We start from the raw sequence: 25,065 nt of genomic DNA on the forward strand, positions 1-25,065 counted from the left end.
CAACAAAACCGTAGGCAGGAGCTGCGGCGCGCTGATAGCGTCGTTGATTATGATCGCGCCCGACGATCGGAACCTTTGTGGCTCGGTTGCTAACATGTCGACGCACCATGTGGATCCTGAACGCATTGAAACCCAACGGCGAGAGCGAACTCAGGACCGAACAACACTCAGGAAAGTCCTGGTTCGTCTTAGCCGGTCATCGCACCGCTTAACTGACGTCTCGCGAGGCCGCCTCTCAGATTCAGGATCGTTGATGCTATCTCGGTAGCAGGGACCGGGCGGCTGAATAGGAATCCCTGCGCCTCGTTGCACCCTTCCGCCCTTATTTGATCCAACTGTTCAATCGTCTCGACCCCCTCCGCCGTTATTGTTATGCCAAGGCTTTTTCCAAGGCTGGTAATGGCTCTTACGATTAATTTAGATCCATTTGTCGCTGTTGCATCACGGACGAATGACTGATCGATCTTGAGCTTGTCAAAGGGGAAGCTGCGCAGATAGCTCAGCGAGGAGTATCCAGTACCAAAATCATCTAAGGCGATGCTCAGCCCCTGCGCCTTCAGCTTGTGCAGTGTTGCAACCGTCTCGGCGCTGTTTCCAAGGAGAACAGACTCCGTGATTTCCAATTCGAGCCGGTGCGGGGCCAGCGTTGAAGCATCAAGCGCGTTGGCGATAACCTCTGCAAATCTTGGATCCCGAATCTGAGTCGCCGAGACATTGACGGCAATCTTGAGCTCGCTCGGCCAACCGGCCGCCTGCTCGCAGGCGCGGTTGAGAACCCACTCACCCAGTGGAGTGATGAGACCGATGTCTTCTGCAATGGGAATGAATTGGTCGGGTGGCACCAGGCCACGCTTCGGATGAGGCCAGCGCAATAATGCTTCGAAGCCGCTGATCCGGTCCATCCGCAGGTCATAAATGGGTTGATAGAACAGAGTGAACTCGTCCTTGTCCATGGCCTCGCGAAGATCGAGTTCGAGCGCGCGGCGGCTCTGCAAACTTGCGTCCATCGCCGGCTCGAAAAACCGCCATGTTCCCCTGCCCCCGGCCTTGGATCGGTACAAGGCCATGTCCGCATTTTTCAGGAGCATTTCCCGTGTCATGCCGTCACCGGGCGCGAGCGCAATTCCGACGCTGCACCCGACGATAACGCGATGCCCATTTAGCTCATAAGGAGCTCCGATACATTCCACCACGCGGCGGGCGAGACGTTCGGCGTCTGCAGCGTTTTGGACATCAGATTGTATGATCGCAAACTCATCGCCCCCCAACCGGGCGACGGTATCAATCTCGCGGACACACGCGCTCAGTCGGTCGGCGACCGCGCAAAGCAACCCATCACCCACCGGGTGGCCCAAGGTGTCATTGATCTGTTTGAAATTATCCAGATCCAGGCAGAACACCGCAAAGCCGGAACCCCGGCCGGCCTCCGCGACGGCGTGTTCAATGCGCTCGGCGAACAATGAGCGGTTAGGTAGTCGGGTCAGATCATCATGCCGCGCCATGAAGGTAATCTGAGATTGGGCTCTCTGTTGTTCGGTCACATCTTCGCAACTGACGAGTAAGCCGCCATCAGAAGTGGAGCGATGGCCAATAGAGATGACGCGTCCGTCGTTAAGGCGCTGGAGGTAGTTGCCGCTCTCGTGGCGAGGCAAAATTTTCTCCCGCTCCGCCAGCAGATCGGGCACCGTCTGGCCGCCATGACTTCCAGCCGCAACACTCAGACCGAGCACTTCCTCGAAAGTCATGCCCGGAGCAACGAGCTCAGGCGAAAGATCAAAGATCTCACAGAAGCGTCGGTTTACGACCTGCAGCCGTGCCTCGCTATCGTAGAGGCAGAGGCCCTGAGACATGTGTGACAGCGCCGCATCCAGTCTCAGATTCGTCGCATGCAACTCGGCTTCCTGACGCTTCAAGCTGGTGATATCGCTATAAACGAGGATAACACCCCCCTCTTGGGTCGGACTGCGGCTAACTCGCAGCCACCGTCCATCTGGGAGTCGGGCTTCGCTCGCCGATCCTTCGACGTCGCGAGAGACCTTTCGTTGCGTAATTTCGGCTCCGGTTGATTCATCGCTTGGCACCTGCTCTACTCGAAAAGGATCCGGATGAACAAGCTGCGAAGAGCAGCCGATGAATTCGCTGGCTCGGGAATTGACCAATGCTATCTGTCCGCTCGCGTCCAGGAGCACGATGCCTTCTCGAGAATTTTCAAGCGCATCGGAAAGCCGCGCTTGCGCGGAGCGACGTTGCGCCACCTCTCGGTCGACCATCTTCCTGATGTTGTCCCGCATCTTCCTCATGGCCGCGAGTAGCGAACCCAACTCGTCACTGCTGCCTCTGGGAATGTCCGCGTTCAAGTCGCCATCGGCAATACTCCTTGCCGCTTTCGACGCAATGGCGACAGGCCCGATAATCCGCCGTGCCAGCAACCACGAAAAAAGCCCGGACAGAAGGAGCGCAACGGTCAGCGCCACCACATTCAGTTGCAGATCCCGTTTGATCGCGGCAAGGGCTCGCTGACGGAATAGAAAACCATCCCCGGCCGTATAGTTCACCAGCAACTCAATCTGCTGATTTACGACGTTTGAGAGCTGGTCAACGTCGTCGATTTCCCGAGCGCTCGCTGCATTATTCCCGGTGCCATCAGCTTGAAAGCGACGGCGATGAATCGCGACCCAGGCGTTTGCAGCTTCTTTAACTTTGGCGGCTGCCTTCGCAGCTCGCGCTGATTGCGACCTTTCAGCTGCAATAGTGACATCTTCCGAAAGCGTCTTCGCCAGCTTGTCGATTTCATCATCTAGTCGAGGACGGGCCGACGGCTGCCTTGTGACGTGTGAAGATGCCACGCGCATCGCGGCAAAATCGGCACCAGCCGCACGTGCGTAGTTGATCGACATCAAGGACTCATCGAAAGTCCGCGCAACCAGGTCGCCTGCGTGCCGGATACCAAGGACGGAATACCCTCCGAGGCTCACTGCGATCGCGCTCATCGCAAGACAAAAGCACAAGATTGCAGTTCGGATCGACCCTCGAGCCGAGACAAAGCGCGAGAAACAGGCCGTTACGGACTGAAATGCCTCAAGGACCACTTTCGATTGATTGGCAAATCTGCCGACGACCAAAAGACTCATCCAGGTGTCTTTCGCTAAAACAAGAATTTCCGAGCAGCAGCATCGAGACGATCCGTTCACCCCCTCGCCGCACCAATTCTCAAGTTCCGCCGAATTCAGAGGACTAGCTCGCCTCTGACTAGAGCCGTTCTTGCACATGCGGTGGAGAAAAGAAGCCGCCAAGGGAGGCGGCTTTTGATTATTTCAGAGAGCTGCTGATCGAAGCGAATTTCGCATTGAGTTTAGTGCCTAGCCCATTCACGACCGCTATGATTGCAAGCGAAATACCCGCCGCTATCAGCCCATATTCTATGGCCGTAGCCCCGGACTCATCGCGTAAAAAGTGTACTAGCGTTTTCACAGTGCGTGCCCTTCCAAGGTCTAACGCTCGGGATTTACCGGCAATTTGTTAAAGCCGGCAGAATCTCATTCGAGAATCCGTTTGGTGTGGCGCCAAAACTTTGTACGGAACGTACAAATGCGCGCACACTTTGCAAAGTCGCGGTGAACCTCTCGTCGTCCAGTTACTAGTCTCAGGCGGGTGCAGGTGGCGATCTCGGCGTTGGCGATCAACATCTCGCCCGAGGAGTATCGCGCCGAACACGGCCGCGCGGTCGGATGCCCGGTCGAGGATAGGCCCCTGCTGGCCTTCTAAGGATTTCCCGCAGAGTATCGGGATCATCGTGTGCTCTCACAATATCTCCGGGAGAACGGTTCGGGATAGTTCGGCAGTGGTCATAAACCTGCACGCTAGGGAGTTTGGGCTCCGCCACCTGCATGACCAGGTCACCCCCGCATGGTTGACGGAACACTCGATCAACCGTCCTCGTGAAGTGCTGCCGTGGAAAGCTCGGGAAATCTTGTCAGAGCTGCGCGACGTGCAGGGACCGGACGCTTGCTCGCCGGCGAGTAACACTCGGGCGAGAAACAGCGTCCCGGCGGTTCGTCTTCACCAGATCGCTCGGCTTCCTTTGGATCAGAGACGCCGCCGCCACCGTGCATTCATGGCCGGACGACCGGATCAGGCGATAATTGCAATAGGCAGCCGAACAGGCCCGTAGCAGATTGCAGGTGGTCAAACCGGCCGGCGATCCGCTTTATGATGGCACATGTTGGTCGCCGAAGCGTCGACTTCATCGAGGAAGTGAACTTCTCTTATCGCCAGCTTCCGCAATCGCGACAACGTTTCTCAGCTTGGCTACATCGATCCGACAAGTCCTTCCCCAATCTGCCACTCCGTCTTTACAGATCGAGACCAGCTTTGATGGAGTGATCAGTACGTCGCGAGAAGGGCTAAGCGATCGACCATTTTTGTGGTTTCGGCCTGCTGCGCAGTTGCGTCTCTGTTATCGGCAGGAAGGCGCCCGTCTGAACGGTTGCCGATGTTGCCTGACAGTCGACCGTTTGCCCCGCTGCCACTCGCGCCAACTGCCGAATGTCAAACAAGCCTGCAGATCAGCAAACTATGCCGACCCACTGACGAAGCTAGCTGCAAGCGCAAGAATCCGAGGCCAATGTAATGAATACTTAAGCGCTGGGCTGGGTTGAATGGCGCCTCCGGGTTTCAATCGAGCGCAGCTCGGCGAGCGCGCTCACAGTGTTAGAATGATTAGGTATTGCTCGCTCGAAAGCTCGAGAATAATCGTCAAGCGGAGCTTCGCCACTATTCAGGAACAAACAATCTCGATGCACACCCCACACACCTCTCGTTAATGACGTCGCGTTTGCGATCGCAACTGATGCCCAATAAGGTTCTAGATTTGATCAATACGTTTTCAAGGTTCTGCTGCGCCGGGCTTGGAAGTGTCCGCCCCTCCGAGATGGAAGCACCAAAGCGATAGAGGCCTTGATAGCATCCCGCATGCGAATTAGGCGCAGCACAGCGTTAAAGTAGATTTCCGGTGTCGAGGCAATTTTGCAATAGGTCTCATTCAATATCCTGAAAAGGGCCAAGGGCGGGATTCCGAGCTTCTAATGGGGGAGAATGCGATGCGACCGCTGCGTAAAGCACGAGAGTCATAGCCGAGCGGACGATATTTTGTACATAACGTTCAAATCTGCGGCCGAAGCAACACGCTCGGGCGAGTAACGGGATCGTTCGTACGTCCCGTGCTGTGTTTGTCGCCACCGCCCTGATTTGGCTATTAATGGTTGGCGAGCACAGGGAAACTCTTCGTTCGTACTCACTTGCTCAGAAAAGGTTCGATATGAATCATGACGACAACGGAAATCGCCATGAAGTATCGGTGATGACGGACGAACAGCTCGTGCTGGAGCACTGCAAGCAACAGATTGCTCGTCTCAAACAGCTGGTTATTCGCCTTTCTGAAATTGCGTTGCGCAACGTCGTAAGAGCCGCCGAGGACCGAAAATCGGAACGCGCGTGAGTCTCCCCCGGAGGGAAACGAACGTTGCGCCGTAGCGCGCTGTTCTTTACAGCGCGGCTCCCGCCGGGGGCAGGGAGCAGCCTCGCCCCTATCTCCATAGGGGCGAGGCTCCTATTTTATAGCCGGAACTTTGAGGGTTCAGACCGGCATCGAGCTTGGCGTATCGCGCGGCCTTCAGGCGCCGCGGGGAGGTTGGGATGCTGGTGGTGGAGACGATTGCGAAGATCCATCGCAGAAGCATATGGGCCGAATGAACGCCGGCGTGCATCCAACCGGCGACGAGCACCCTCTGTGTGTTCGGCGGCCTGGGCCCGTCTCGAAAGTGAGCACAACTTCACGGTCGGCCAAGCGCAACGTCTGGGAAACGCTCTTCGCCCGACGCGTGGATATTCCTTCGCATCGACAGCGATCACGCGCGACGTGCCGAGCACATTCTTGCGAGAGCAGTGGCTCGCATTTGCGACGGCAACGCCAGCAAGCAGTGCCGTCGCCGCGCCGGCGAGTTGTGAGGCCCATTGGTGCAGGCCTAGTCTACCAGCGCAACGGAGAAAAGCGGCGCGCCTATTTTGTACCAAGGGAAGCTGTCTCGCTCCTCTCAATGGGGCGCGAAGTGGATTTCGATTCTGACCGCAACCGGATGGGCGGGCCGGCATTGGGCGAAATGTCGTTTACTCAAGAGTACTTTCGCCGGCTGGCTCGGGAATGTGAGCTGCCCGCGCGCTTTTTCGCGCTGCTTGACGGCGACGCCTCAGAGTACGCCCCCGAGGAAGCCGAGCAGGAGTGTTGCCGGAAACACTCTGCGTCCGCAACGGCTCCCACCTCTCCAGATCGGCGTGGATAACCAGGTCACGTGGCCCAAGGAGGAAGCGCTTATCACCTTTGAACAATACCGCCTGCTCCTCATGCCCAAGACCAAGGATCACTTGCAGTCCGTCCACATCGACCTGACGGCCAACTGTCTCGACGAACGCGGCGCCTTGACGGTCGTCTCTCCTTCTCAGCTGCACCGGCTCGATGCCGGAGGCAATCTCGATCACCGGCTGGTAGCGCTTGGCGGAAGCGCTGAAATATATCACGCCCGAACGCCGCCGCTGAAACAACTGCACGTCGCTCGAGCCCTGCGGCGTCGAGATTTTGACTTTGTGCTCGCGGTTGGTGAAGCCGAACACGCCCAAGGTTTCCGAATCCACTCCTGGCGCTGCTGCACAAACCAGCTCTAGCCAAGCGCGGCCCCTTGGTCATTGCGTAGCTCGATTACGTCGGGGTCAGCTTGTGGCGGTCGCCGTTCCAGATCGTTATCGCTTCCTCGGGCGTGCCGACCGCCTTGGTCGAGACCTCCATGCCGTAGGGTTCGCTCGCAACGAAGGCGCCTGCTCGCATCCTCCTGGATCAGGACCGGGTAGCACTTGGCAATCAAGCACCTCCGGATCGGACGCCCCCGATTTCGTGTTGCTCTCACTGGTATTCGGATCAACTGCCATTCTGTAGTCTGCCTCAAGCAGCTCCACTAGCCGCTCGATGCGAGCGATCCGGAATGGCTGGGACGGCTTTGTCATCAGGGCAGGCCCCTCGGATCGAATGCGAAGAATCCAATGATGAAGATGACGAGCGTGCGAGGAGTGGCGTTCATGCGCCGGGCTGTCGGTCCTCCGCCGAATGCCAGTCCGCGCCGTGGAGGCGGATCATCTCGCGACGGGACCGCTCGATGAAGACGCGCTCAACGCAAAAGCCGGCGGTGACTGAAGCCGCCAGCGCAAGGCCGCAGGCGATATAATCATTCATGAAATTCCAAAACATGTTGCTGCCGGCGACGCCGACAAAAGTAAGTGCCATGACGGTATTGCGAATTGCCTTAACCACGTTGTTTCCCCAGCCGGTCGGCGAGGCACTTTAGCATTGCAACCATGACGCTTAGCAGCGTTTGATGGTTGTGATCCGCCGTCTTTCTGCTCAATCAGCTTGGGTCCGGCCGTGTTGTCGCGCCCCGTGGAACCCGATCGATACCGTATCTGCTCTGTGCCATGAAACGTGGTGACGATTTGGCAGACAGCCTTCGCCAGCCGATAGGACGCAGCATCCGCTTTGCAGCGGTTTCTGCGGCCAGCCCGCGCAGCCGGGCAGCGCAGCCGAGCAGAACAAACAGCACTGCATCTCTGGACCATAGAACGAGGCGTTCTCGGGCGTCGGCAGCAATTCGTGCGGGCTCAATCCGTTCCAAAGCCCACGCACGAAAGCACTTCGCATTTCGCCAATCGTTCGCAGAATTTCGGCATCATGAGCCCTACATCAGAGAACTTCTGCTTAATTGCCCAATACTATTCATTACTCCCGTGGGGCAACGAAGCGAGCGAACGAATGGCCCGTTTCTACTTTAATCTGGCAGGCAAGCAGAATGTCGACGACCCCGGCGGGTTAGCATTCGAAGACGAGCTGCAAGCCTTCCGTGCGGCAGAACGCCTAGCAAAAGATCTGGCGAGTGCTCAACCTCTGCTGCGGGGTACAACCTGCGTGGTCGTTACACGTAGGGACCGAGGTGAGGCCTATTACGTAAGCGTGTGACAGCGCTTCCAAATCAAACGTCTCGGCCACTACTGACGTATCATCTGCCGGGGGCAGCCGCCTCTAGTTGTGGGACCACCGAGCCGATTGAGGGGGGCTCGTTTTCCCTAGTTAGACTTGCCTGCAACGCCACCGTCAGGCACGATTTCGAAGAACCCCGATTGCACCATGTGCATCAAGACCTATATCGGCGCGGTCGAAGCGGCGCATGATGATGGCTGATTGGGCCGCGTTCTGCGATGGCAAGCGCGCTGCGGACGGCGTGGTCGTGCCGACGTCTCGCGCGATTGCGTGACGAACAACTTTCTGACTTTCGTATCGTGGAAAACCTGTTTCCCATCAAGTAGAACTAGGCCGTGAACCCCCATCTGTGGACGCCCCGCGAGATGCAAGCGGTTTTTGAAACAGACCACGAAAAGCCCAGAGAGTTGCATGGCGACTGGGTCCATCATTGTGCCTCCGAAATCCCGCGCGCGCCGCCCCTATCGCCTGAAGGGATTTCGTTGGGACCCGGCGCAACTGGAAAAACTGGTGCAACCACCAAGGACCGCCAGATGAGGGGTGAGCGCCGCCGGGTTTATTAACCCTCAGCCGATCATGCAGAAAAGCGGCAAAAGGTGGCCCATCGGCGCCGATTATGGAACCGGTTGTGGTGTTAAATGCCCCGAAACGATAGCAGAAACGAAGGGGATGCTCCGGCTCCGCATACTCGGCTCACACACCGACGACTGGCGCAGGATCGCCCGCGATGACAAAGCAGAGCGAGCATAGATCAGCATGGCCTATCTGCAGAAGCAGCTCGCTAGGCACCGAAAGGCCCTCGGCGAACTCGGTGAGCGCGTGTCGCGTGCCGAACGTGAGATCACGAAAGATCGCGACCACTGGCGCGATCGCGCCGACAGACTCGAGCCGGCATTTATTGGACCTAGCGTCGACTGAAAACCCCGACACTACGAAGAGACGATCATGCCCGTACAAATGAACGCCGAGCTTTTCTGCAAGCTGCGGGAATTATCGCGCCATAACGCGGTCGCCCGCGCGCTTGTCTTCTTGTGGGAAACCGGCACCCTGACCTACGAGGACTGGGCGACGAAGGCGATCTCTCTTCTCATTGATCAGAACGAAACGCTCTCGGCGATCGCCGAATGCGGAGAAGCGCGCCTGCCGCCTACCCAAAACTCCGTCCGTAGCCTCACCCACACGTTGAGAGAGATCGTCCCGTGTCCGACACCCCCAAGACCGGAACACCGCACCCCGGGCCCGCGCTGCGGCTTGTCAGCGGCGCGAAACAGGAGCCCCTGCGCAGCCCCGCCGCCGGCCGCGATGCCGAAAACGAGAAGACGCTTTGCTTCTACTTCAACCGGCGCGTGACCGATGACGAGATGCGGCACCTTCACGCGGTCATACGGCAGGCGGCAGCCTACTCGCCGATCATCGACGGCCAGCCCAGCAAGCAAACGACCGGAGTCTCAGAGCAGGAGGCGGCGGCAGTGCTGCGGCGCTACCTGCTCATGCGCGAGATTGACGGTCACTGAGAAAGTTCCTCTTTTGCATCCGCGCCCCCGACAAAGTCTCGCTAAATTTCAAACTGAGACACTATCGTGAGGCCAGCGGCTGCGCAAACGACGGACTGCAGGGCGCCACCACGACGTGGCCAAGTGTCGTGGTGCATGCTTACGGTGGTGAGACACCGTCCCTCATTCTCGGTTTCAATACTGTCTTGATGCGTGACATCATCATGCAGCCGGTCCCGCGGCGTACAGCCGGCCAGTATTTGTCGCGCGATCCCGGCCCTGGATGTGGAGATTTCACCGGTTTGGCGAAGCCTCGATTGAGGGCGGTCGGGACGCGCCGGTTCGACGCGGGAGCTGATTCCTGTGAATAAGGACGGGCATTAACCTCGCGACGCTTTGACAATGCCATCCTCGTCGTCCGCGAATCAACCTCGGGTCAAGCGACCATGACGACAAAAGTACCGCACGGAAATGGGACAATGAAAGACGACATCAAATCCAAGCTCGATGCCGCGTTTGAGAAGCATGAAGCTTCAAAGCGATTGGCCGCCGAAGCTAAGCAGGCGGCTGAAACCAAGGAAGAGGTTTTCTCGCGCGAGTTCATCGAAGCAAGGGACACCATCGTTCGCCCGGCGATGGAGGAGATCGGCAGTTACGTGAAAGGCAAGGGCTACAGCTACGAGATCTCAACCGAAGACGATAAGCCTTCGCCAGATGGCCGAAGTCGTTCGGTGCCGGCGTCAATCAGGTTGACGATATTCCTGGGTGAACGCCGCTATCCCGTCCATGAGAATCCCGGTTTCTCGGTAATTTGCGAGAAGGAGCAGCAGAAAGTTCGGTTCCACGAATGCACGATGTCGCCAGGGCGTGGTGGACACGCCGGCCCAGCCGATCAAGCAACATTATCTCAGATTACGAAGGATCTGATCCAGGAAAAAATCCTGAAAGTCGTAGCCGACGTTTTCCGCTGATAAAGCGCCACGCGGCATTGTTAATGGTGATCCCGGTGGAAGCGCTCGAGGTGTTCGCCGTCGCCTGATTGTAGGTCGCACTGCTACCGAACGGCAGGACGGGCCCTCCTGTGACAGGATCGCGGTGTAGCTAACAAACAAACTTTCTTCTCTTCGCAGGGAAGGACATGTCGGAGATCGTGCGTGACCTCTCGCAACGTCGGCCGCATCAGCCAAAAAGCCGCCGGCTAACATTGATGATGAAGCCAGCGGGCGCGCCGATGATGGCGCCGAGCAAGCCGTAGCCAAAGGCGCCGAACGCGCCGATCATCACCGCGCCGTAGAAGAAGCCTATCCCGGAGCACAGGACCGTCATGCCAATCAAGGTCTGATCGTTTTTCTCTTCGATCCGGTGCAGGCGTCGCCCTTTGGAGCTCTCCACATAGGGCCCGGTTGGTTCACGCGAGCCGCAGTGAGGACAAGCCAAGGCCGAAAACGAGACACCGCTGCCGCAGTCGTAGCAGTCAATCAGTTCGTGTTGTGCGCGTTGACCCGTCATGAGCCCAGCCTCCTATCTCAACAACTCATCGATCGAAACCTCGCCAAACGGATTTGGAATCGCGCGCCTGGCGACGAAAAGACCGATCACGCGCGTCTGTGGCGCGCGCTCCAAAATCATCTCCTTGATGGCCTTGAAATGGGAGCCTGTCGTGAGGACGTCGTCGAAGATGCCGACAATACCACGCAGGTTTTGCAGATGGTTTTCAGCGATCCTGTAGTTCTGTTTGAGTTCGGCCGGTGCCTTCCGGTTGCCGCCCTTGAACGTGTCGGTAGAGGCGATCTGCTCGATTAGTTCCCGGACGTCTGGCGGCGCCGGGGCGCGGATTCCTCTGCAAACCTGCACCATCCGATCATCGTAAGCAGGATCGGTCTTCACCTTCGATGGCGGCATCGGAACGATCGTGGCCTGGGCCAGCCATTCGGCGTTCAAAACCGCAGACAGGTCGCGAGCGCATCTGGCAATCGCCGGAGCTTTGTAGTGGTAGCCGCCATCGTTACGCTTCTTCTGAAGATTGTGAATCAGCTGATTGGTGTCGCCACCCTGCCAACCTTTACCGGCCGTGTATTCGTAGAGGTAATGACAATCGTCACCCTCGTCGAGGTACCAGTGATCTCGCCGGTTGGTTTCATCAATTTGCTGAAGCAGGCCGACCATCACCCAACGCGCCCCAGATGTCGGCGAAGTCACGGACGCGGATCGCGCCCCGCTTCTCGAAGGTCGCCGGCCAAGTGATATCGTCCCGCTTGAAACAAGAATCGAGGATGAAAAGCTTGCGCCCCTGCTGAAGAGCGGCACGCGCCTGTGTGAGCGTCCCGCTCGCGTCGCTGGCCTCCACGATGATCGTGCCCTCCGTGAGAGCACTCATCGTGACGTTTCGCTCAGGGAAAAATAGCTTGTTCTGCGGGACGTGCTGGCTTGCGTACCGCAACACCGGCACCTGCGAGATCAGCAAATGCTCTTCCGCGATCCTTCGCTGAAGCGCCTGGTTCTCTTTTGGGTAGTAGGCCCCGATCGGTGTGCCGATCACCGCGATGGTATGGCCCTTCGCTTCGATCGCTGCCGTATGAGCTGCGGTGTCGATGCCCGTCGCGAGTCCCGACACGACGGTGAAGCCGCGCTCGACCAACGCACGTGACAACTTTCCCGCACGCAACTTCCCGGTTTCGCTTGGATTGCGGCTGCCCACGACGGCAACGCATCGGGTCTCGACGAGCTCCCAAGCGCCTTGGAAGTAAAGCATCTCTACCGGATGCCTCGCATCCCGCAGCTTCGGTGGATAGTTGCCCGTGAGATTCAGTCGCGTGCCAAATCTAGACACGCCCGCCCTCTTAAGCGCCGCTAAGACCTCGGATGCGCGAGCGTCTGCTACAGCCCCTGAAACGAAGTCGGAGGGCACAGCAGTCGGATCTGAAGCGAACTTGTCCGCGATCGTTTTGAAGGTGGCCCCCTTCTCGAGCCACAGCGCTTCGTACGCACCCAACTCCCTGCACGGCGAGATTGACCGTACGGCCGGCCCGTCATTCATTCTTGCGAGAAGGTTCATCGTCCAACCCTAGCTACCCCCTGCCGCGGCGTCGAATCCGCAGAATCGAAGTCCACCATTTTGAGAAGCCAACGCTTTTCGGGGACAAAAGCGTCAGCAGAGCGTAGCATGCAATTAGAACAAAGCAAGAACATACGAATAACTCATTATTGATCATCGGGTTAAATGGTTAACGCTCCCTTGATTTAGCTCGACGCGCAAGCGAGGGCCCGAGCGCTGTATCGTGCCGTTGACGCGGATGGGACATGAAGAATCGTCGGCCTTCCAGGCGCACCCGTCAGCCAGTCGCCACTAAAAAGAGAGGCCTTCCACCGAAAAGGAAAAGGTGTTGACGAGTTGGCGCAATTCGCTCGCAACGCCCCGGCTCCACAACTGAAGCCAGCTATAGTGTCGGCTAGGCAGTGGTCCGCGCGGCTCTGCCTATGGTCGCCGCCGACCCGTTAGGGTGCGGCGGCTTCCAAGGTGAACGATCCGTAGAGGGTCGGTTTGGGGCGGTGCTCTTCGCGGGGGACCGCCCCCTTCCTCTTGCGGACGTTGACAATCACCATACGGGAAAAACATCATCTTCCCATGCGGAAAATCCGCAGGCCACACGTTGTTCACAGTCTGCGAATGCGCAGCCGCAACACCAACCAAGGGCCGCAGACTGTCAAAAAAGCGGTTAGATTCTGCCACTATCGAAGAAGTGTTGATCCACGAGCTCGAGCCCTAATCTCCAATCAGCTGTGCGCTACGCCTTGTTGACGACGCGTGCCACGATTGTTTGTCCTTTCCATCCGGACGTGATCATTCGCGTCGGCGACGATGGCGCCGAGACCCAGAAACCGTCACCAGGGGGCAGCCGCAGGCTGCGGCCAAACCGAGCGCCGCTCAGTTTCCCGCCCCTACATGCGCTCAAATTCTACGTCCTGGCAAACGCAGGCCGTTCCACCGCTGGTACAGGTCAGGAGGCGGTAGACGACTTCCTCCAGATCATGACCGATCCCGTCGGCGCACGCCAGACGATGGAACAGCACGTGCTCCCGTTGCTCGCGGCTTTCCAACTGACTGATATGATAGTGCCCATCCGTAGCCACTACGCGATTGTTTTGGCTTGGTGCCAGGACTTCGCAGAGGCACGAAGGGAAGTGCGCGCGTTAGCGGAATATGGTGGCACACCCGATCAGCGGGCGATGGTTGAGGAGCGCGCTGAAGTCGTGGAAGCCATCGCGGCGGGCCGCGTTCATCTCAAAAGGCTAGCCCCGCCGCCAAATGCCCGTCGATTGATACCAGGGGCGCTCCCAGTAGGACGCCGCAAGATCGGTCGCAACGATCCATGTCCATGCGGGTCAGGTCGCAAGTTCAAACGGTGCCCGGGCGCAACGTAAGGTGTTATGCCCGCTCTCCAACAACGATCATCTTCGAGCATCCAATCCGCGGTGGCGCCTAAGGACGCCCATGATTGCGGAGGCGATGAAGACAGTGACTGGCACCACTTCCGGGAATAGCACACCAATCAATGGTGTCAGAGTCCGGGAAGCCCCCAGTAGAACACGCCGACCAGGCCGGCAATAAGGCTTGTATAGAGGACGTGGGGGACAATGGAGAGCAGGTACTGCTTACTCGCTCACCGCTGTGAGTGCCCTGCCGGCGGCCAATCGGCTCCTTTGTTCGGGCGACGATCAGAAGGCGGCGAACGATTATCTGCTGACCTGCGCTTCCTCGGAGACGACAAGGATTGAAGCAACGCAATCCACCGGGAGCAACAAGCCGCCGCCTCGGCCCATCAGACGCGTTTCCACGGTGATGATCAGCGCTTGCGAGGCCGGTTCGTGGAAAATTTTCGCGATTGGGTGGGCTCCTGCAAAAAGATTGTCTTTTCAGCCTCCACCGCACTTTGCGGCACCGGCCGAAGAAGGCCTCCCTTGTGGTCTTCCATATCTCCCCAAGCGACGAAGGTAGCGGCTAAAACAGGCGGCGTCTCAGCAATTCCTCCGTGCGTATACTCAGATCAGGACAACCGCATCTAGCGTCGTGCGCCACGATTTGTCGGCCGACCGCCGGATTTCACTGATCAATGAAGCCGTCTCGTCTGCGGCAACCGCTGGCATCAGACGGAGCGGATGCTCGAGCGGAGAACTGCACCGCTAAATATGGACACGGGCATCGGACTTTCGTCGCCGTCAGGCGCAAGTTTTTTTACTCCGCCTTGTTTGGCAAAAATTCTCTCGCCTACGACCGCTATCGCAGGAATGCGCTAACGCCCGATGTGGAGCACCGCGACACCAGAAAACTCTCATTTTCATTGATCGCTGCAGCGGTCAACATGATTGGACCCACAATTACTCAGATCGAGACTTCCGTGAGCACTCCAGAGGCAAAGGTCAAGTGTGGACCTTCTGTGATTTCTATCGGCGCACGGCCAAGGCTGACGAAAGCTGTGGCTGAAGGACGATCTGAACCTGATCACCACGCCGACGAAAATTGTGAAATCAGGGAGGGGTCTCTGCCGGCGCGATCGACGCTCCGAATAACAGAAGCAGGCACCGCAAGTGATCACAGCCCAGCTATCGCGCTGGGCGACAATTTACGTTAACGTTTGCCGGTCGGTCCATATGCGTACTCGAATCCGATCGCCTCGGAGGCAGAAGGCGATCATCCGACCGCTTGATCCTTCCCACCCTCAGGGTTGGGATAATCCTGACAATGAGGAAGTTTGGCTTGAACTGGCGCGCGCCATCGGACGGCAGATTGCACGAGACGAAAACGACGGTTTGGAGCAGCCGAAAGGAGGAAAGGCATGATGACGGGGCCAACAAAAAAGAGGGCCGTGTTATACGCCCGCTATTCGAGCGACATGCAAAAGGCGACCTCGATTGACGGCCAGCTATTGCTCTGCCGGAAGATCGCGGCACGCAACGACCTAGATGTCATCGGTGCATTTGTTGATGCCGCGAAGTCTGGCCTAACCGAATATGCGAGGGACGGCTATCAGCAATTGCTCAATGGCGTGCGAAACCATGATTTTGATGTTGTGATCGTTGAGCATTTCGATCGCCTGTCGCGCGATCCCGCAACCATCCAGCGTCTCAAGCAAGTTTTCGAGTTCAATGGCGTTGAGCTAATGGATCAGAAAGGCGTTTACGCGACTGCCACCGACATCAGCATCGCAAGTCTCTACAACACGATTTATAAGCCGCAGCTCGCCGACAAGGTTCGGCGTGGCCATGATAATGCTGTCGCTAGTGGAAGAATTCCTGGCTCATACGCTTACGGTTACCGGCCAAGGCCGGGCGCGCCCGGTGAGCGCGTGATCGATGAGAACGAAGCGAAGATCGTGGTCCGCATCTTCACCGAATATGTATCGGGGCGTTCAACCCGAGATATTGCGGCCGATCTCACGCGCCAAGGCTTGCCCTCGCCTGGCGCCACCCGTCACAAGAACAAGGCTGGTCGCACGACCTGGAATCATCAGTGCATAACTGGCGGTCGCCACGGTCGCGGCATTATCGGCAACGAGCTGTATATCGGCGAAATACATTGGAACGTTCGATCAACAATTCTGAACCCGGAAACGCAGAAGAAACAGAAACGCCGCAATCCGGAAGACCGGCACATCATTGTCAAGAAGCCCGAGCTGCGGATTGTTCCGCAAGTGCTTTGGGACAGGGCGCAGAAGGTTCGCAGCGGCCGCGCCATCCATATGTTCGGACCGACGGGCAAGCCCCGGCGCCGTCCTGTGATCCCGCGCAATAATGAGCACCCACTTGCTGGGGTCCTGCGGTGTGGTGTCTGCAACGGGAATATGCGAATCGCTCAATCCTCCAGGAATGGCGCTCCGCGCGCCGCATGCGCCAACGCGCATCAACGAGGCACGTGTGAGCACACCCGGAGCTTTGACATGGACGTGCTACTTGAGGATGTCTCAAGCAAAATGGAATTAAAATTGCTTTCGCCCAAAGCGATTGAAGAGGCGATGCGTGCTTGGAAGGAGGAGCGTAAGAACGATCGGAAAAAGAACAGCGAACACGCAAATTTAGAGCGTAGACTTCGTACGTTGACCACTGAGATCGAACGCTTGTCATATGCCATCGCAAACAGCCGTCGCAAGCCGGATGAGTTGCTCAAGCGGATCGATGAGTGCGATGTGGAACGGGAAACAGTTAAGGAGCGCTTGCGGCTTCTGGGTAGTGGCGGCGAAAACGTGATCCCGTTCGACCATCCAAAGTTCGGTGACCGATATCGTTCGGAGGCCAAGAGACTGCTCACCGCGCTGAAGATTAATCCGAAGGCCATCGAAACCCGCGTCGCCTTTCGCAACTTGATCGACAGCATCGTAGTACATCCGGTTCGCAAGCGGATGCCCTACGAGTATACTCCGTACCTGAACAGCGCTTCCCTTTCTAGCATGAATCTTTTCCCAGAAAATCGACGCAAGACGAGAGAGATCAGTGCGTTCGTCTACTATGATAACGTCAAGTCAGAGAAATCCGTGTCCTCGTAATAGACGCGGACCTGCATGTGGTGGCGGCCGTCGCGGATCTCGCCGTCGAGATGGGCAGTCACGTCACGAGCCTCTTCGCTTGTCGCTACCGGCCCGTTTTGCGCAAAAACAGCCGGCCGCGCAAGCGCGGCTAGGACTCGGGTGCCATGGGTGTCCGCCCCAAATTCACCTCGACGATTTCGGGCGGCACGCCGACGCGGACTGGAACGATGCTGCAGCCGAGACCGCCGGAGACGATCACATCGCATTTCAGCCGAAAATGACCATAAGCGAGCCGGAGGCCGTGCTCCCGCGAAACAGCGGGCGACCAGCCGAGCAGGCGGATCTGGCCGCCATGGGTGTGGCCGGACAATTGTAGGGCGACGCGAGCGGGCACGCGCGGCGCGATATTGGGCTCATGCGCGAGCAGGATCACCGGCGCATTATCGGTGACCTTGGCAAGCGTCGCGCCGAGATCGTCGGCGCCGAAGCGCCCCGTGCTCCGGGAGCGTCGTGCGGGTAGAAAGGCGAGTTGGTCGCCAAGGCCGGCCAGCCAGAACGGGCGACCATCTTTGCCAAGACGGATCGCGTCGTTCTCGTAGACCGGAATGCCGGCGGCTTCTAGCGCGCGATGCGCAACGGTCGGTCCGTGCCCGACCTGCTGCACGGCCCTGTCGGCCCAATAATCGTGATTGCCCATGACCGCATGGACGCCGAGCGGCGCCTTGAGGCCGGCCAGCACCTTGGCCCATTCGTTCGCCGGGATGAAGCGCGTGACCTGGTGCAGGCCTGCGACGTAATCGCCGAGCAGCACGATGAGGTCGGCGTTCAGCGCGTTGGTGCGATCGACGATCGCCTCGATCCGCTCCAGGGACATCCAGGGATCGCAGGCATGAATGTCGGCGATCGCGGCGATCTTCAGCGGGAAGTCCGCAGGCCATTGCGGCGGCGTCGGGTGATAGCGGGTGACGCCGAGCCGCAGCACCGGCTCAACGCCGACGCCATAGGCGGCCGTCGAGACGCCGAGGGCGGAGAGACCCCCGATGGAACGGATGAGATGACGACGCGTGATCATGGAAGCCCGATAGTGATGCTGCGTCTTGATGGGATCCGATTGGAGCGGAAATGGGGTGCGTTCGTGCAGATCATCTGCACCGCCCTGCAAACCTCCGTCAACCTTACCGGAAGTTCATGACGAGCGAAGCGCGCCCAAGCCATCACGGGCTAGTCGTCGTCATCCTCGGTGCTGAACAGGCCGAACTGCGCGGCCGCATCGCGCGAGGGCTCGGCGATGCCGAGATGGCGGAACGCGTGCGATGTCAGCAGGCGACCGCGCGGGGTGCGCTGGAGGTAGCCGCACTGAATGAGATAAGGCTCGATGATATCCTCGATCGCATCGCGCGGCTCGGACAGTGCAGCCGCCATCGTCTCGACGCCGACCGGGCCGCCGCCGTAGTTTGTCGCGATCGTCTTGAGATAGCGGCGGTCCATGGCGTCCAAGCCTGCGGCATCGACCTCGAGCGCGCTGAGCGCATGATCGGCGATTTTCCAATCGATCTTGTCGGCATTTGCAGCCGAGGCAAAATCGCGCACGCGACGCAGCAGCCTGCCCGCGATGCGCGGCGTGCCGCGGGCGCGGCGCGCGATCTCGTTGGCGCCGTCGGCACTCATGCCGACATTGAGTACGCGCGCACCGCGGGTGACGATGCTCTCCAATTCCTCGACGGTGTAGAAATTCAGCCGGACCGGAATGCCGAAGCGATCGCGCAAGGGGTTGGTGAGGAGGCCGGCGCGCGTGGTGGCACCGACCAGCGTGAACTTCGACAGCTCGATCTTGACCGAGCGCGCCGCGGGACCTTCACCGATGATGAGATCGAGCTGAAAGTCTTCCATCGCGGGATAGAGCACTTCTTCCACCGCGGGACTGAGGCGATGGATCTCGTCGATGAAGAGCACGTCGCGCTCTTCCAGATTGGTGAGAAGCGCGGCGAGATCGCCGGCCTTGGCGATGACGGGCCCTGACGTCGCGCGAAAGCCGACGCCGAGTTCTTTCGCCACGATCTGTGCCAGCGTGGTCTTGCCGAGGCCGGGGGGACCGACGAACAGCACGTGATCCAGCGCCTCGCCGCGCTTGCGCGCCGCCTCGATGAAGATCGAGAGGTTCTTGCGCGCCTGCTGCTGTCCGACAAAGTCGGACAGCGATTGCGGACGCAGCGCGGTGTCGCCGACATCGTCGCTGCGGCGTTCGGGCGAAACCATGCGGCTGGCCTTGGGATCGCTCACTTCGAGAGCTCCTTCAGGCCGAGACGAATGAGCTTCGCCGTCTCGGCATTTTCACCGGCGCTGCGCGAGGCCGAGGCGATCGCCGCGGCCGCCTGCGGCTGGCCGTAGCCGAGATTGACAAGGGCGGAGATCGCATCGGCCACCGGCCGCGGCGCGCGCTGGTCGTCGACGGCGCCGGCAAGATGCACGACGGCGGGATCGACATTGGCGAAGGCCGGCGCCTTGTCCTTCAACTCGGTGACGATGCGCTCGGCGACCTTGGGCCCGACGCCGGGGGTGCGCGCCACCGCGGCCTTGTCGCGCAGAGCAATCGCATTGGCGAGATCGGCCGGCGCGAGCGTACCGAGCACGGCGAGAGCGACCTTGGCGCCGACGCCCTGCACGGTCTGGAGCAGGCGAAACCATTCGCGCTCCTGGTCGGTGCGGAAGCCGAACAATTTGATCTGGTCCTCGCGGACATAGGTTTCGATCGAGAGCACGGCGGCTTCGCCCGGCGAGGGCAGATGCTGCAGCGTGCGCGCCGAGCAATGCACCTGATAGCCGACGCCCCCGACATCGAGGACGACATAGTCCTCACCGTAGGAATCGATCAGGCCTTTGAGCTTGCCGATCATAGTCCCGCGACCCTCAGCCTGAGCGCGGTGCTCTGGCGGTGATGAGCGTGCGTGATGGCAATCGCGAGTGCATCGGCAGCGTCGGCGGATGGCGGCTCGGCCTTCGGCAGCAAAATCTTCAGCATCATCGCGATCTGGGCTTTCTCGGCGTGTCCGGCGCCGACCACCGTCTTCTTCACCTGGTTCGGCGCGTATTCTGCGACAGAGATGCCGAACATCGCGGGCGCCAGCATGGCAACACCGCGGGCCTGGCCAAGCTTCAGCGTCGCGACGCCATCCTTGTTGACAAAGGTCTGCTCGACCGCGGCTTCCGCCGGCTGGTGGCTGGAGAGAACGGCTGCGAGCCCTTGATGGATCGCCAGCAGCCGGCTCGACAGCGGCAGATCGTCCGGCGGTTCCACCGAGCCGCAGGCAACGTAGATCAGGCGGTTGCCGTCAGCCTCGATCACGCCCCAGCCGGTGCGGCGCAGGCCGGGGTCGATGCCGATGATGCGAACGGGTTGGCGAATCGGGAGCGCGGTCATGGGCCAGTGATAGCGGTTGGCCCATGATAGCGAAACAGAAACAGAACAAAAGTCCCCCGGGAAAGGCGCCCGTCCCCTACCCGCCCATCTTCGCTATCAGCGCGTCCGACACCTCGAAATTGGCGTAGACGTTCTGGACGTCGTCGTGCTCGTTGAGCAGGTCCATCAGCTTGAGCAGCTTCTCGCCCGTCTCGTCGTCGACCGCGACCGTGTTCTGCGGCTTCCAGATCAGCGCGGCCTTGCGCGGCTCGCCGAACTTGGCTTCCAGCGCCTTGGCGACGTCGCGATAGCCTTCGGTCGAGGCGTAGATTTCGTGGCCGCCTTCGCCCGAGACCACGTCGTCTGCGCCGGCCTCGATCGCGGCATCCAGCACCGAGTCGTCATCGGCAACGCTGCGATCATATTCGATCACCCCGGTGCGATCGAACATGAAGGAGACCGAGCCGGTTTCGCCGAGATTGCCGCCGGATTTCGTGAAGAAGGAGCGGATGTCCGAGGCGGCGCGGTTGCGATTGTCGGTCAGCGCCTCGACGATGACGGCGACGCCGCCGGGGCCGTAGCCCTCGTAGCGGATCTCGTCATAGTTCTCGCCGTCGTTGCCGAGCGCCTTCTTGATGGCGCGCTCGATATTGTCCTTCGGCATGTTCTCCTGTCGCGCGGCGATCACGGCGGCGCGAAGGCGCGGGTTCATGGCCGGGTCGGGCGTGCCCAGCTTGGCCGCGACGGTGATTTCCCGCGCCAGCTTGCCGAACAGCTTCGACTTCTGGGCATCCTGCCGCCCCTTGCGGTGCATGATGTTCTTGAATTGGGAATGTCCGGCCATGCGTGGTCTCTCGAGGAATCGTCAGCCAAAGGTGAGCCTGGGAAGCGCGGCCTTATAGGCCGCCAACCCGCCGGAATCAAAGGGATCTCCTACTCCTAAGGTAGCACCGTAAAGCTAGCCCTGGGTACGGCCGGCTGCCTAGAGATCGGGCATTGTTAACCCTGATTTCATTCCGGACTGCAAGAATAGCGTCCGACCGTTTTCCCCGACAAGAGAGAGCCGATGGCGTTCGGATTATTTCGGAAGCGTCTGCCGGACCAGGCTGCGCCTGCGGCCGCTCCGGCGGCCGCGCCCCATTCCGAGCCGGCCCCGGCCGCCGAGGGCGATTCGGCCCGGGAGATCCTGGAACTGCTGGAACTCGAACTCGGCGCCATGATCCGCCAGCTCGAGCGTGCCGCCAATTCGGTGGCGGGCGGCGCCGAGGCGACGGCGGCAACGCTTGCGGATATACGCCAGCGCACCGACGCGCTGACCGGGCGGACCAATGCCGCGCAGTCGAACGCCTCCAGCTTTGCCCATGCCGCCGACAAGTTCACCCAGTCCGCGCAGGGCATCGGCACCCAGGTCCGAGAGGCCGGAAAGCTCGCAGACCAGGCCAGCGCCGCCGCGCAGGAAGCCCGCGCCAACGTCGATCGCCTGCGCGAGTCCTCTGCCGCCATCGGCAACGTCGTCAATCTGATTGCCCAGATCGCGCGGCAGACCACGCTGCTTGCGCTCAACTCCACCATCGAGGCGGCGCGTGCGGGCGAAGCCGGCAGGGGCTTTGCGGTCGTCGCGACCGAGGTCAAGGCGCTCGCGGTGCAGACGCAAAGCGCCACCGAGGAGATCACCAAGAAGATCGACGCGCTGCAGCGCGACGCCGCCGGGTCGGCCGACGCCGTGCACCGGATCTCGCAAGCCATCGAAGCGATCCGCCCGGTGTTCGAGACCGTCAACGGCGCGGTCGCCGAGCAGAACGCCACCACCAGCGAGGTCTCCGACAACGCGACCAGCGCCTCGCAATTCATCAGCTCGGTAGGCGAGAGCGCGGCCGAGATCGACGCCGCGACCAAGGCGGCCGAAACCCACGGCGAGAACGTCGCCAGCGCCGGCAAGGCCGTGACGACTTTTGCGCAGAAGCTGAAGTCGCGTTGCGCGGTGCTGCTCAAACAGAGCGAGCACGATGACCGCCGCAAGACGGAGCGGCTGCCCTGCCATCTCAAATTCGAGAGCGCGCGCGGCGTGCTGCCGGCCTACGAAATCTCAATGGACGGCGTGTTGATCGGCGGCGCCGAAGCAGGCCGGCTTGCATCGCAGGCCATCGTCGACGGCAACCTCGAAGACGTCGGCGCCTGCCGCCTGCGCGTGGTCGAGCAGTCCAAGGCCGGTGCGCGCACGCAATTCGTCAGTCCCAGTGCCGAGCTGCGCGAGAAGATCGAAGACAAGCTCTGGTCGATCCACGAGGAGAACACGGAGTTCGTCACCCGCGCGATGGAGGCGGGCAACGCGCTGACCAAGATCTTCGAGCAGGCCGTTGCGCGCGGCGAAGTCAGGCTCGACGACCTCTTCGATACCGACTATGTCGAGATCGCAGGCACCAATCCGCAGCAATACCGCACCAAATATCTCGATTGGGCCGATCGCGCGCTGCCGCCGTTCCAGGAAGCCTTTCTCGCCAGGGAACCGCGCATGGCGTTCTGCGCCATGGTCGACCGCAACGGCTTCCTGCCGGTGCACAACAAGATCTATTCGCATCCGCAGCGGCCGGGCGATGTCGCCTGGAACACGGCCAACAGCCGCAACCGCCGCATCTTCAACGATCCGGCGGGGCTCGCGGCCGCGCACAACCTGCGCTCGTACCTGATCCAGAGCTATGCCCGTGACATGGGCAACGGCAACACCGTGATGATGCGCGAGATCGACGTCCCGATCCGCGTGCAGGGCCGGCACTGGGGCGGATTCAGGACGGCTTACAAGCTGTAGTGCACGCTCAGGCAAGACGGCGGGCGCGAATCATCCTCTAACATCGAAATTGGAATGGGAATGCCGCGGGGGCCGGCGGGCGGCTCCGACTGGAGGACTCATCTGACATGTCCGTCGCACAACTTGCAGTCATGGACACCGGCTCCAACCGGACGCTCGCCGAGCGATTGATCGACCAGCTGGCCGACCGCATCGGCGGTCTCGGCGTCGAGCTCGCCGACATCGCCGGCAACGTCCAGGAAGTTGCAAACCGCGTCGCCAACCAGTCCGAGCGGTTCCATCACCTCCAGCAGACCGCCGAGACCATGGTCTCCGCGAACCACGACATCGCCAACGCCTCGCAGGCGGTGCAATCGACCACGTCGGCGGCGGTCGGCGAGATCGCGCAGTCGCGCAGCGCGGTCGATACCGCGGTCAGCCACATCTCCGAGCTGATCGCGGCCGTGGAGCGGATCGAAGCGCGACTCGGCGCCGTCGGCTCGGCGCTGGCGCAGGTCGCAAAGGTCTCCGGATCGATCGAGGCGATCGCCAAGCAGACCAATCTGCTGGCGCTGAACGCCACCATCGAAGCCGCGCGTGCCGGCAATGCCGGACGCGGCTTTGCGGTGGTCGCCAGCGAAGTGAAGAATCTTGCGGAGGCGACGCGGCAGGCCACGCACCAGATCTCGGATACCGTGCGCGATCTCGACGGCCAGATCGAAGGGCTGATCGGCGAGAGCAGCGATGCCTCGCAGCGCGCCAAGACCGCGGGCGAAGGCGCGCAAGCGATCTCCGGCATCATCTCGCGCGTCCAGCAGGGCTTCGCTTCCGTGGAAGCCGAGATCGACAGCGTCACGCGCGCGGCGACCTCCAATCTCGGCCATTGCGATACCGTGATCAGCGAGCTCAACGAGCTCGCCAAGGGCGTCGACCTCTCCTCGCGCGATCTGAAGAGCGCCGACCAGCGCGTGACGAAACTGCTCGACACGTCCGAAGCCCTGATCGCGCTGATCGCCGACAGCGGCGTCGAGACGTCGGATGCACCGCTGATCCGCGTCGTCGTCGAGACCGCCAGGCGGATCTCGGCCGAGTTCGAAGCCGCGATCGATCGCGGGGAGATCACGCTCGACCAGCTCATGGACGAGAACTACCGGGAAATATCGGGCACCGATCCCAAGCAGTACACCACCGCCTATGTCGACTTCACCGACCGCGTGCTGCCCGCGATCCAGGATCCGATCCAGAAGTCCGATCCGCGCATCGTGTTCTGCGTCGCCTGGGCCAAAGGCGGCTATCTGCCGACGCACAATCCGAACTATCGGCTGCCGCAGGGCAAGGACCCGGTCTGGAACAACGCCAATTGCCGCAACCGCCGCCTCTTCACAGACCGCGCGGTGAAGAAGGTCGCGGCCAACACAAAACCATTCCTGCTCCAGACCTATCGCCGCGACATGGGCGGCGGACAGTTCGTGCTGATGAAGGATCTGTCCTCGCCGATCATGATCCGCGGCAAGCACTGGGGCGCCTTCCGGATGGGATTCCGGCAGAGCTGACGGCCGCTCCGACCAAAATGTTGAAAACGACCCCATGCACAGTAGCCGGTGTGTGGGGAATCAACGGCTTAGACGCCTGACGAAGTCAGACCCGTTTGGCAGCGTGGGTTCACCTCTCCGGAAGAGGTGACTCGGGTGCTGGGGCGCCCACTGACGAACAACAGTTGCACCGTCGGGCAAAACAGGCGCATAATGCCATTATTCCGAAATTCGGCTGAACGTCTGGCTAGCTGGGTGGGC

Annotated in this window: 22 protein-coding genes and 1 pseudogene; 9 read left to right on the forward strand and 14 right to left on the reverse strand. The window is 60.3% G+C overall.

What is annotated here, in order from left to right:
- Positions 1-188 precede the first annotated feature (188 nt).
- Together IF809_RS23780 and IF809_RS23785 are read right to left on the reverse strand one after the other, a co-directional pair.
- Positions 189-2,897 carry an EAL domain-containing protein gene (locus tag IF809_RS23780; RefSeq protein WP_244433086.1) on the reverse strand — a complete coding sequence of 903 codons (2,709 nt, stop codon included), beginning with the start codon at positions 2,895-2,897 and terminating at the stop codon, positions 189-191.
- A gap of 412 nt (positions 2,898-3,309) precedes the next feature.
- Positions 3,310-3,471, reverse strand: coding sequence for a Flp family type IVb pilin (locus tag IF809_RS23785; RefSeq protein WP_080588741.1), 162 nt, complete (start codon positions 3,469-3,471; stop codon positions 3,310-3,312).
- Between the two features lie 1,846 nt (positions 3,472-5,317).
- On the opposite strand from IF809_RS23785, the gene IF809_RS23790 reads away from it, so the two are divergent.
- Positions 5,318-5,497 carry a hypothetical protein gene (locus IF809_RS23790; protein ID WP_038936765.1) on the forward strand — a complete coding sequence of 60 codons (180 nt, stop codon included), beginning with the start codon at positions 5,318-5,320 and terminating at the stop codon, positions 5,495-5,497.
- A gap of 668 nt (positions 5,498-6,165) precedes the next feature.
- Here IF809_RS23790 and IF809_RS23795 read toward each other — a convergent pair.
- The 3 genes from IF809_RS23795 to IF809_RS23805 form a co-directional block, all read right to left on the reverse strand.
- Positions 6,166-6,687 (reverse strand): hypothetical protein, encoded by a 522-nt coding sequence (locus IF809_RS23795; RefSeq protein ID WP_162131494.1) that lies wholly within the window; start codon positions 6,685-6,687, stop codon positions 6,166-6,168.
- Between the two features lie 64 nt (positions 6,688-6,751).
- Positions 6,752-6,877 carry a hypothetical protein gene (locus IF809_RS23800; RefSeq protein WP_018646717.1) on the reverse strand — a complete coding sequence of 42 codons (126 nt, stop codon included), beginning with the start codon at positions 6,875-6,877 and terminating at the stop codon, positions 6,752-6,754.
- Positions 6,878-7,123: 246 nt separating this feature from the next.
- Positions 7,124-7,330, reverse strand: a complete 207-nt coding sequence (locus IF809_RS23805) for a hypothetical protein (protein ID WP_202557308.1) — start codon at positions 7,328-7,330, stop codon at positions 7,124-7,126.
- A 249-nt stretch (positions 7,331-7,579) separates the two neighbouring features.
- Here IF809_RS23805 and IF809_RS23810 point away from each other — a divergent pair, with 249 nt between their 5' ends.
- The 4 genes from IF809_RS23810 (at position 7,580) to IF809_RS23825 (ending at position 10,541) form a co-directional block, all read left to right on the forward strand.
- On the forward strand, positions 7,580-8,056 hold the full coding sequence (locus IF809_RS23810; protein ID WP_212477282.1) for a DUF6894 family protein: 477 nt from the start codon (positions 7,580-7,582) through the stop codon (positions 8,054-8,056).
- A 777-nt stretch (positions 8,057-8,833) separates the two neighbouring features.
- Complete coding sequence (locus IF809_RS23815; RefSeq protein WP_441258646.1) at positions 8,834-8,995, forward strand: hypothetical protein; 162 nt, start codon at positions 8,834-8,836, stop codon at positions 8,993-8,995.
- 281 nt (positions 8,996-9,276) lie between these two features.
- Positions 9,277-9,591 carry a hypothetical protein gene (locus IF809_RS23820; RefSeq protein ID WP_038936762.1) on the forward strand — a complete coding sequence of 105 codons (315 nt, stop codon included), beginning with the start codon at positions 9,277-9,279 and terminating at the stop codon, positions 9,589-9,591.
- 458 nt (positions 9,592-10,049) lie between these two features.
- Positions 10,050-10,541, forward strand: coding sequence for a hypothetical protein (locus tag IF809_RS23825; RefSeq protein WP_038936761.1), 492 nt, complete (start codon positions 10,050-10,052; stop codon positions 10,539-10,541).
- Between the two features lie 208 nt (positions 10,542-10,749).
- On the opposite strand, the gene IF809_RS23830 is transcribed toward IF809_RS23825, so the two are convergent.
- Genes IF809_RS23830 through IF809_RS23840 form a run of 3 tightly spaced genes read right to left on the reverse strand, consistent with a single transcriptional unit; the run spans position 10,750 to position 12,625 of the window.
- Positions 10,750-11,079, reverse strand: coding sequence for a hypothetical protein (locus IF809_RS23830; protein WP_038936760.1), 330 nt, complete (start codon positions 11,077-11,079; stop codon positions 10,750-10,752).
- 12 nt (positions 11,080-11,091) lie between these two features.
- Positions 11,092-11,736: a hypothetical protein gene (locus tag IF809_RS23835; RefSeq protein WP_049803107.1), complete on the reverse strand. Its 645-nt coding sequence runs from the start codon at positions 11,734-11,736 to the stop codon at positions 11,092-11,094.
- Positions 11,711-12,625, reverse strand: coding sequence for a DNA-processing protein DprA (locus IF809_RS23840; protein WP_038936758.1), 915 nt, complete (start codon positions 12,623-12,625; stop codon positions 11,711-11,713). The genes IF809_RS23835 and IF809_RS23840 overlap by 26 nt, the downstream gene beginning before the upstream one ends.
- Before the next feature lie 1,172 nt (positions 12,626-13,797).
- Between IF809_RS23840 and IF809_RS23845 the strand changes: the two genes are divergently transcribed.
- Together IF809_RS23845 and IF809_RS23850 are read left to right on the forward strand one after the other, a co-directional pair.
- Positions 13,798-13,992: an SEC-C metal-binding domain-containing protein gene (locus IF809_RS23845; RefSeq protein WP_244433092.1), complete on the forward strand. Its 195-nt coding sequence runs from the start codon at positions 13,798-13,800 to the stop codon at positions 13,990-13,992.
- A 1,412-nt stretch (positions 13,993-15,404) separates the two neighbouring features.
- On the forward strand, positions 15,405-17,108 hold the full coding sequence (locus IF809_RS23850) for a recombinase family protein (protein WP_038936755.1): 1,704 nt from the start codon (positions 15,405-15,407) through the stop codon (positions 17,106-17,108).
- On the opposite strand, the pseudogene IF809_RS23855 reads toward IF809_RS23850, so the two are convergent.
- The 6 genes and pseudogenes from IF809_RS23855 to IF809_RS23880 form a co-directional block, all read right to left on the reverse strand.
- A pseudogene (locus IF809_RS23855) lies at positions 17,081-17,167 on the reverse strand (acyl-CoA thioester hydrolase); the annotation flags it as partial. The gene IF809_RS23850 and the pseudogene IF809_RS23855 overlap by 28 nt on opposite strands.
- 71 nt (positions 17,168-17,238) lie before the next feature.
- Complete coding sequence (locus IF809_RS23860) at positions 17,239-18,162, reverse strand: metallophosphoesterase (protein ID WP_462838723.1); 924 nt, start codon at positions 18,160-18,162, stop codon at positions 17,239-17,241.
- Between the two features lie 149 nt (positions 18,163-18,311).
- The gene (ruvB, locus tag IF809_RS23865; protein ID WP_462838737.1) at positions 18,312-19,346 is read right to left on the reverse strand and encodes a Holliday junction branch migration DNA helicase RuvB; all 1,035 of its coding nucleotides are present in this window, start codon (positions 19,344-19,346) and stop codon (positions 18,312-18,314) included.
- Between the two features lie 20 nt (positions 19,347-19,366).
- Positions 19,367-19,984, reverse strand: coding sequence for a Holliday junction branch migration protein RuvA (gene ruvA, locus IF809_RS23870; protein WP_128964151.1), 618 nt, complete (start codon positions 19,982-19,984; stop codon positions 19,367-19,369).
- Positions 19,981-20,508: a crossover junction endodeoxyribonuclease RuvC gene (gene ruvC / locus IF809_RS23875; RefSeq protein WP_128964150.1), complete on the reverse strand. Its 528-nt coding sequence runs from the start codon at positions 20,506-20,508 to the stop codon at positions 19,981-19,983. Before ruvC ends, ruvA begins: the two co-directional genes overlap by 4 nt.
- A gap of 76 nt (positions 20,509-20,584) precedes the next feature.
- A complete protein-coding gene (locus IF809_RS23880) occupies positions 20,585-21,331 on the reverse strand; it encodes a YebC/PmpR family DNA-binding transcriptional regulator (protein ID WP_128964149.1) in 747 nt (248 codons plus the stop codon).
- A gap of 222 nt (positions 21,332-21,553) precedes the next feature.
- Here IF809_RS23880 and IF809_RS23885 point away from each other — a divergent pair, with 222 nt between their 5' ends.
- On the forward strand, positions 21,554-23,293 hold the full coding sequence (locus IF809_RS23885) for a methyl-accepting chemotaxis protein (protein WP_462838724.1): 1,740 nt from the start codon (positions 21,554-21,556) through the stop codon (positions 23,291-23,293).
- 107 nt (positions 23,294-23,400) lie between these two features.
- Positions 23,401-24,825: a methyl-accepting chemotaxis protein gene (locus IF809_RS23890; RefSeq protein ID WP_462838725.1), complete on the forward strand. Its 1,425-nt coding sequence runs from the start codon at positions 23,401-23,403 to the stop codon at positions 24,823-24,825.
- Positions 24,826-25,065: the final 240 nt, after the last annotated feature.

Source organism: Bradyrhizobium sp. UFLA06-24 (assembly GCF_054967145.1).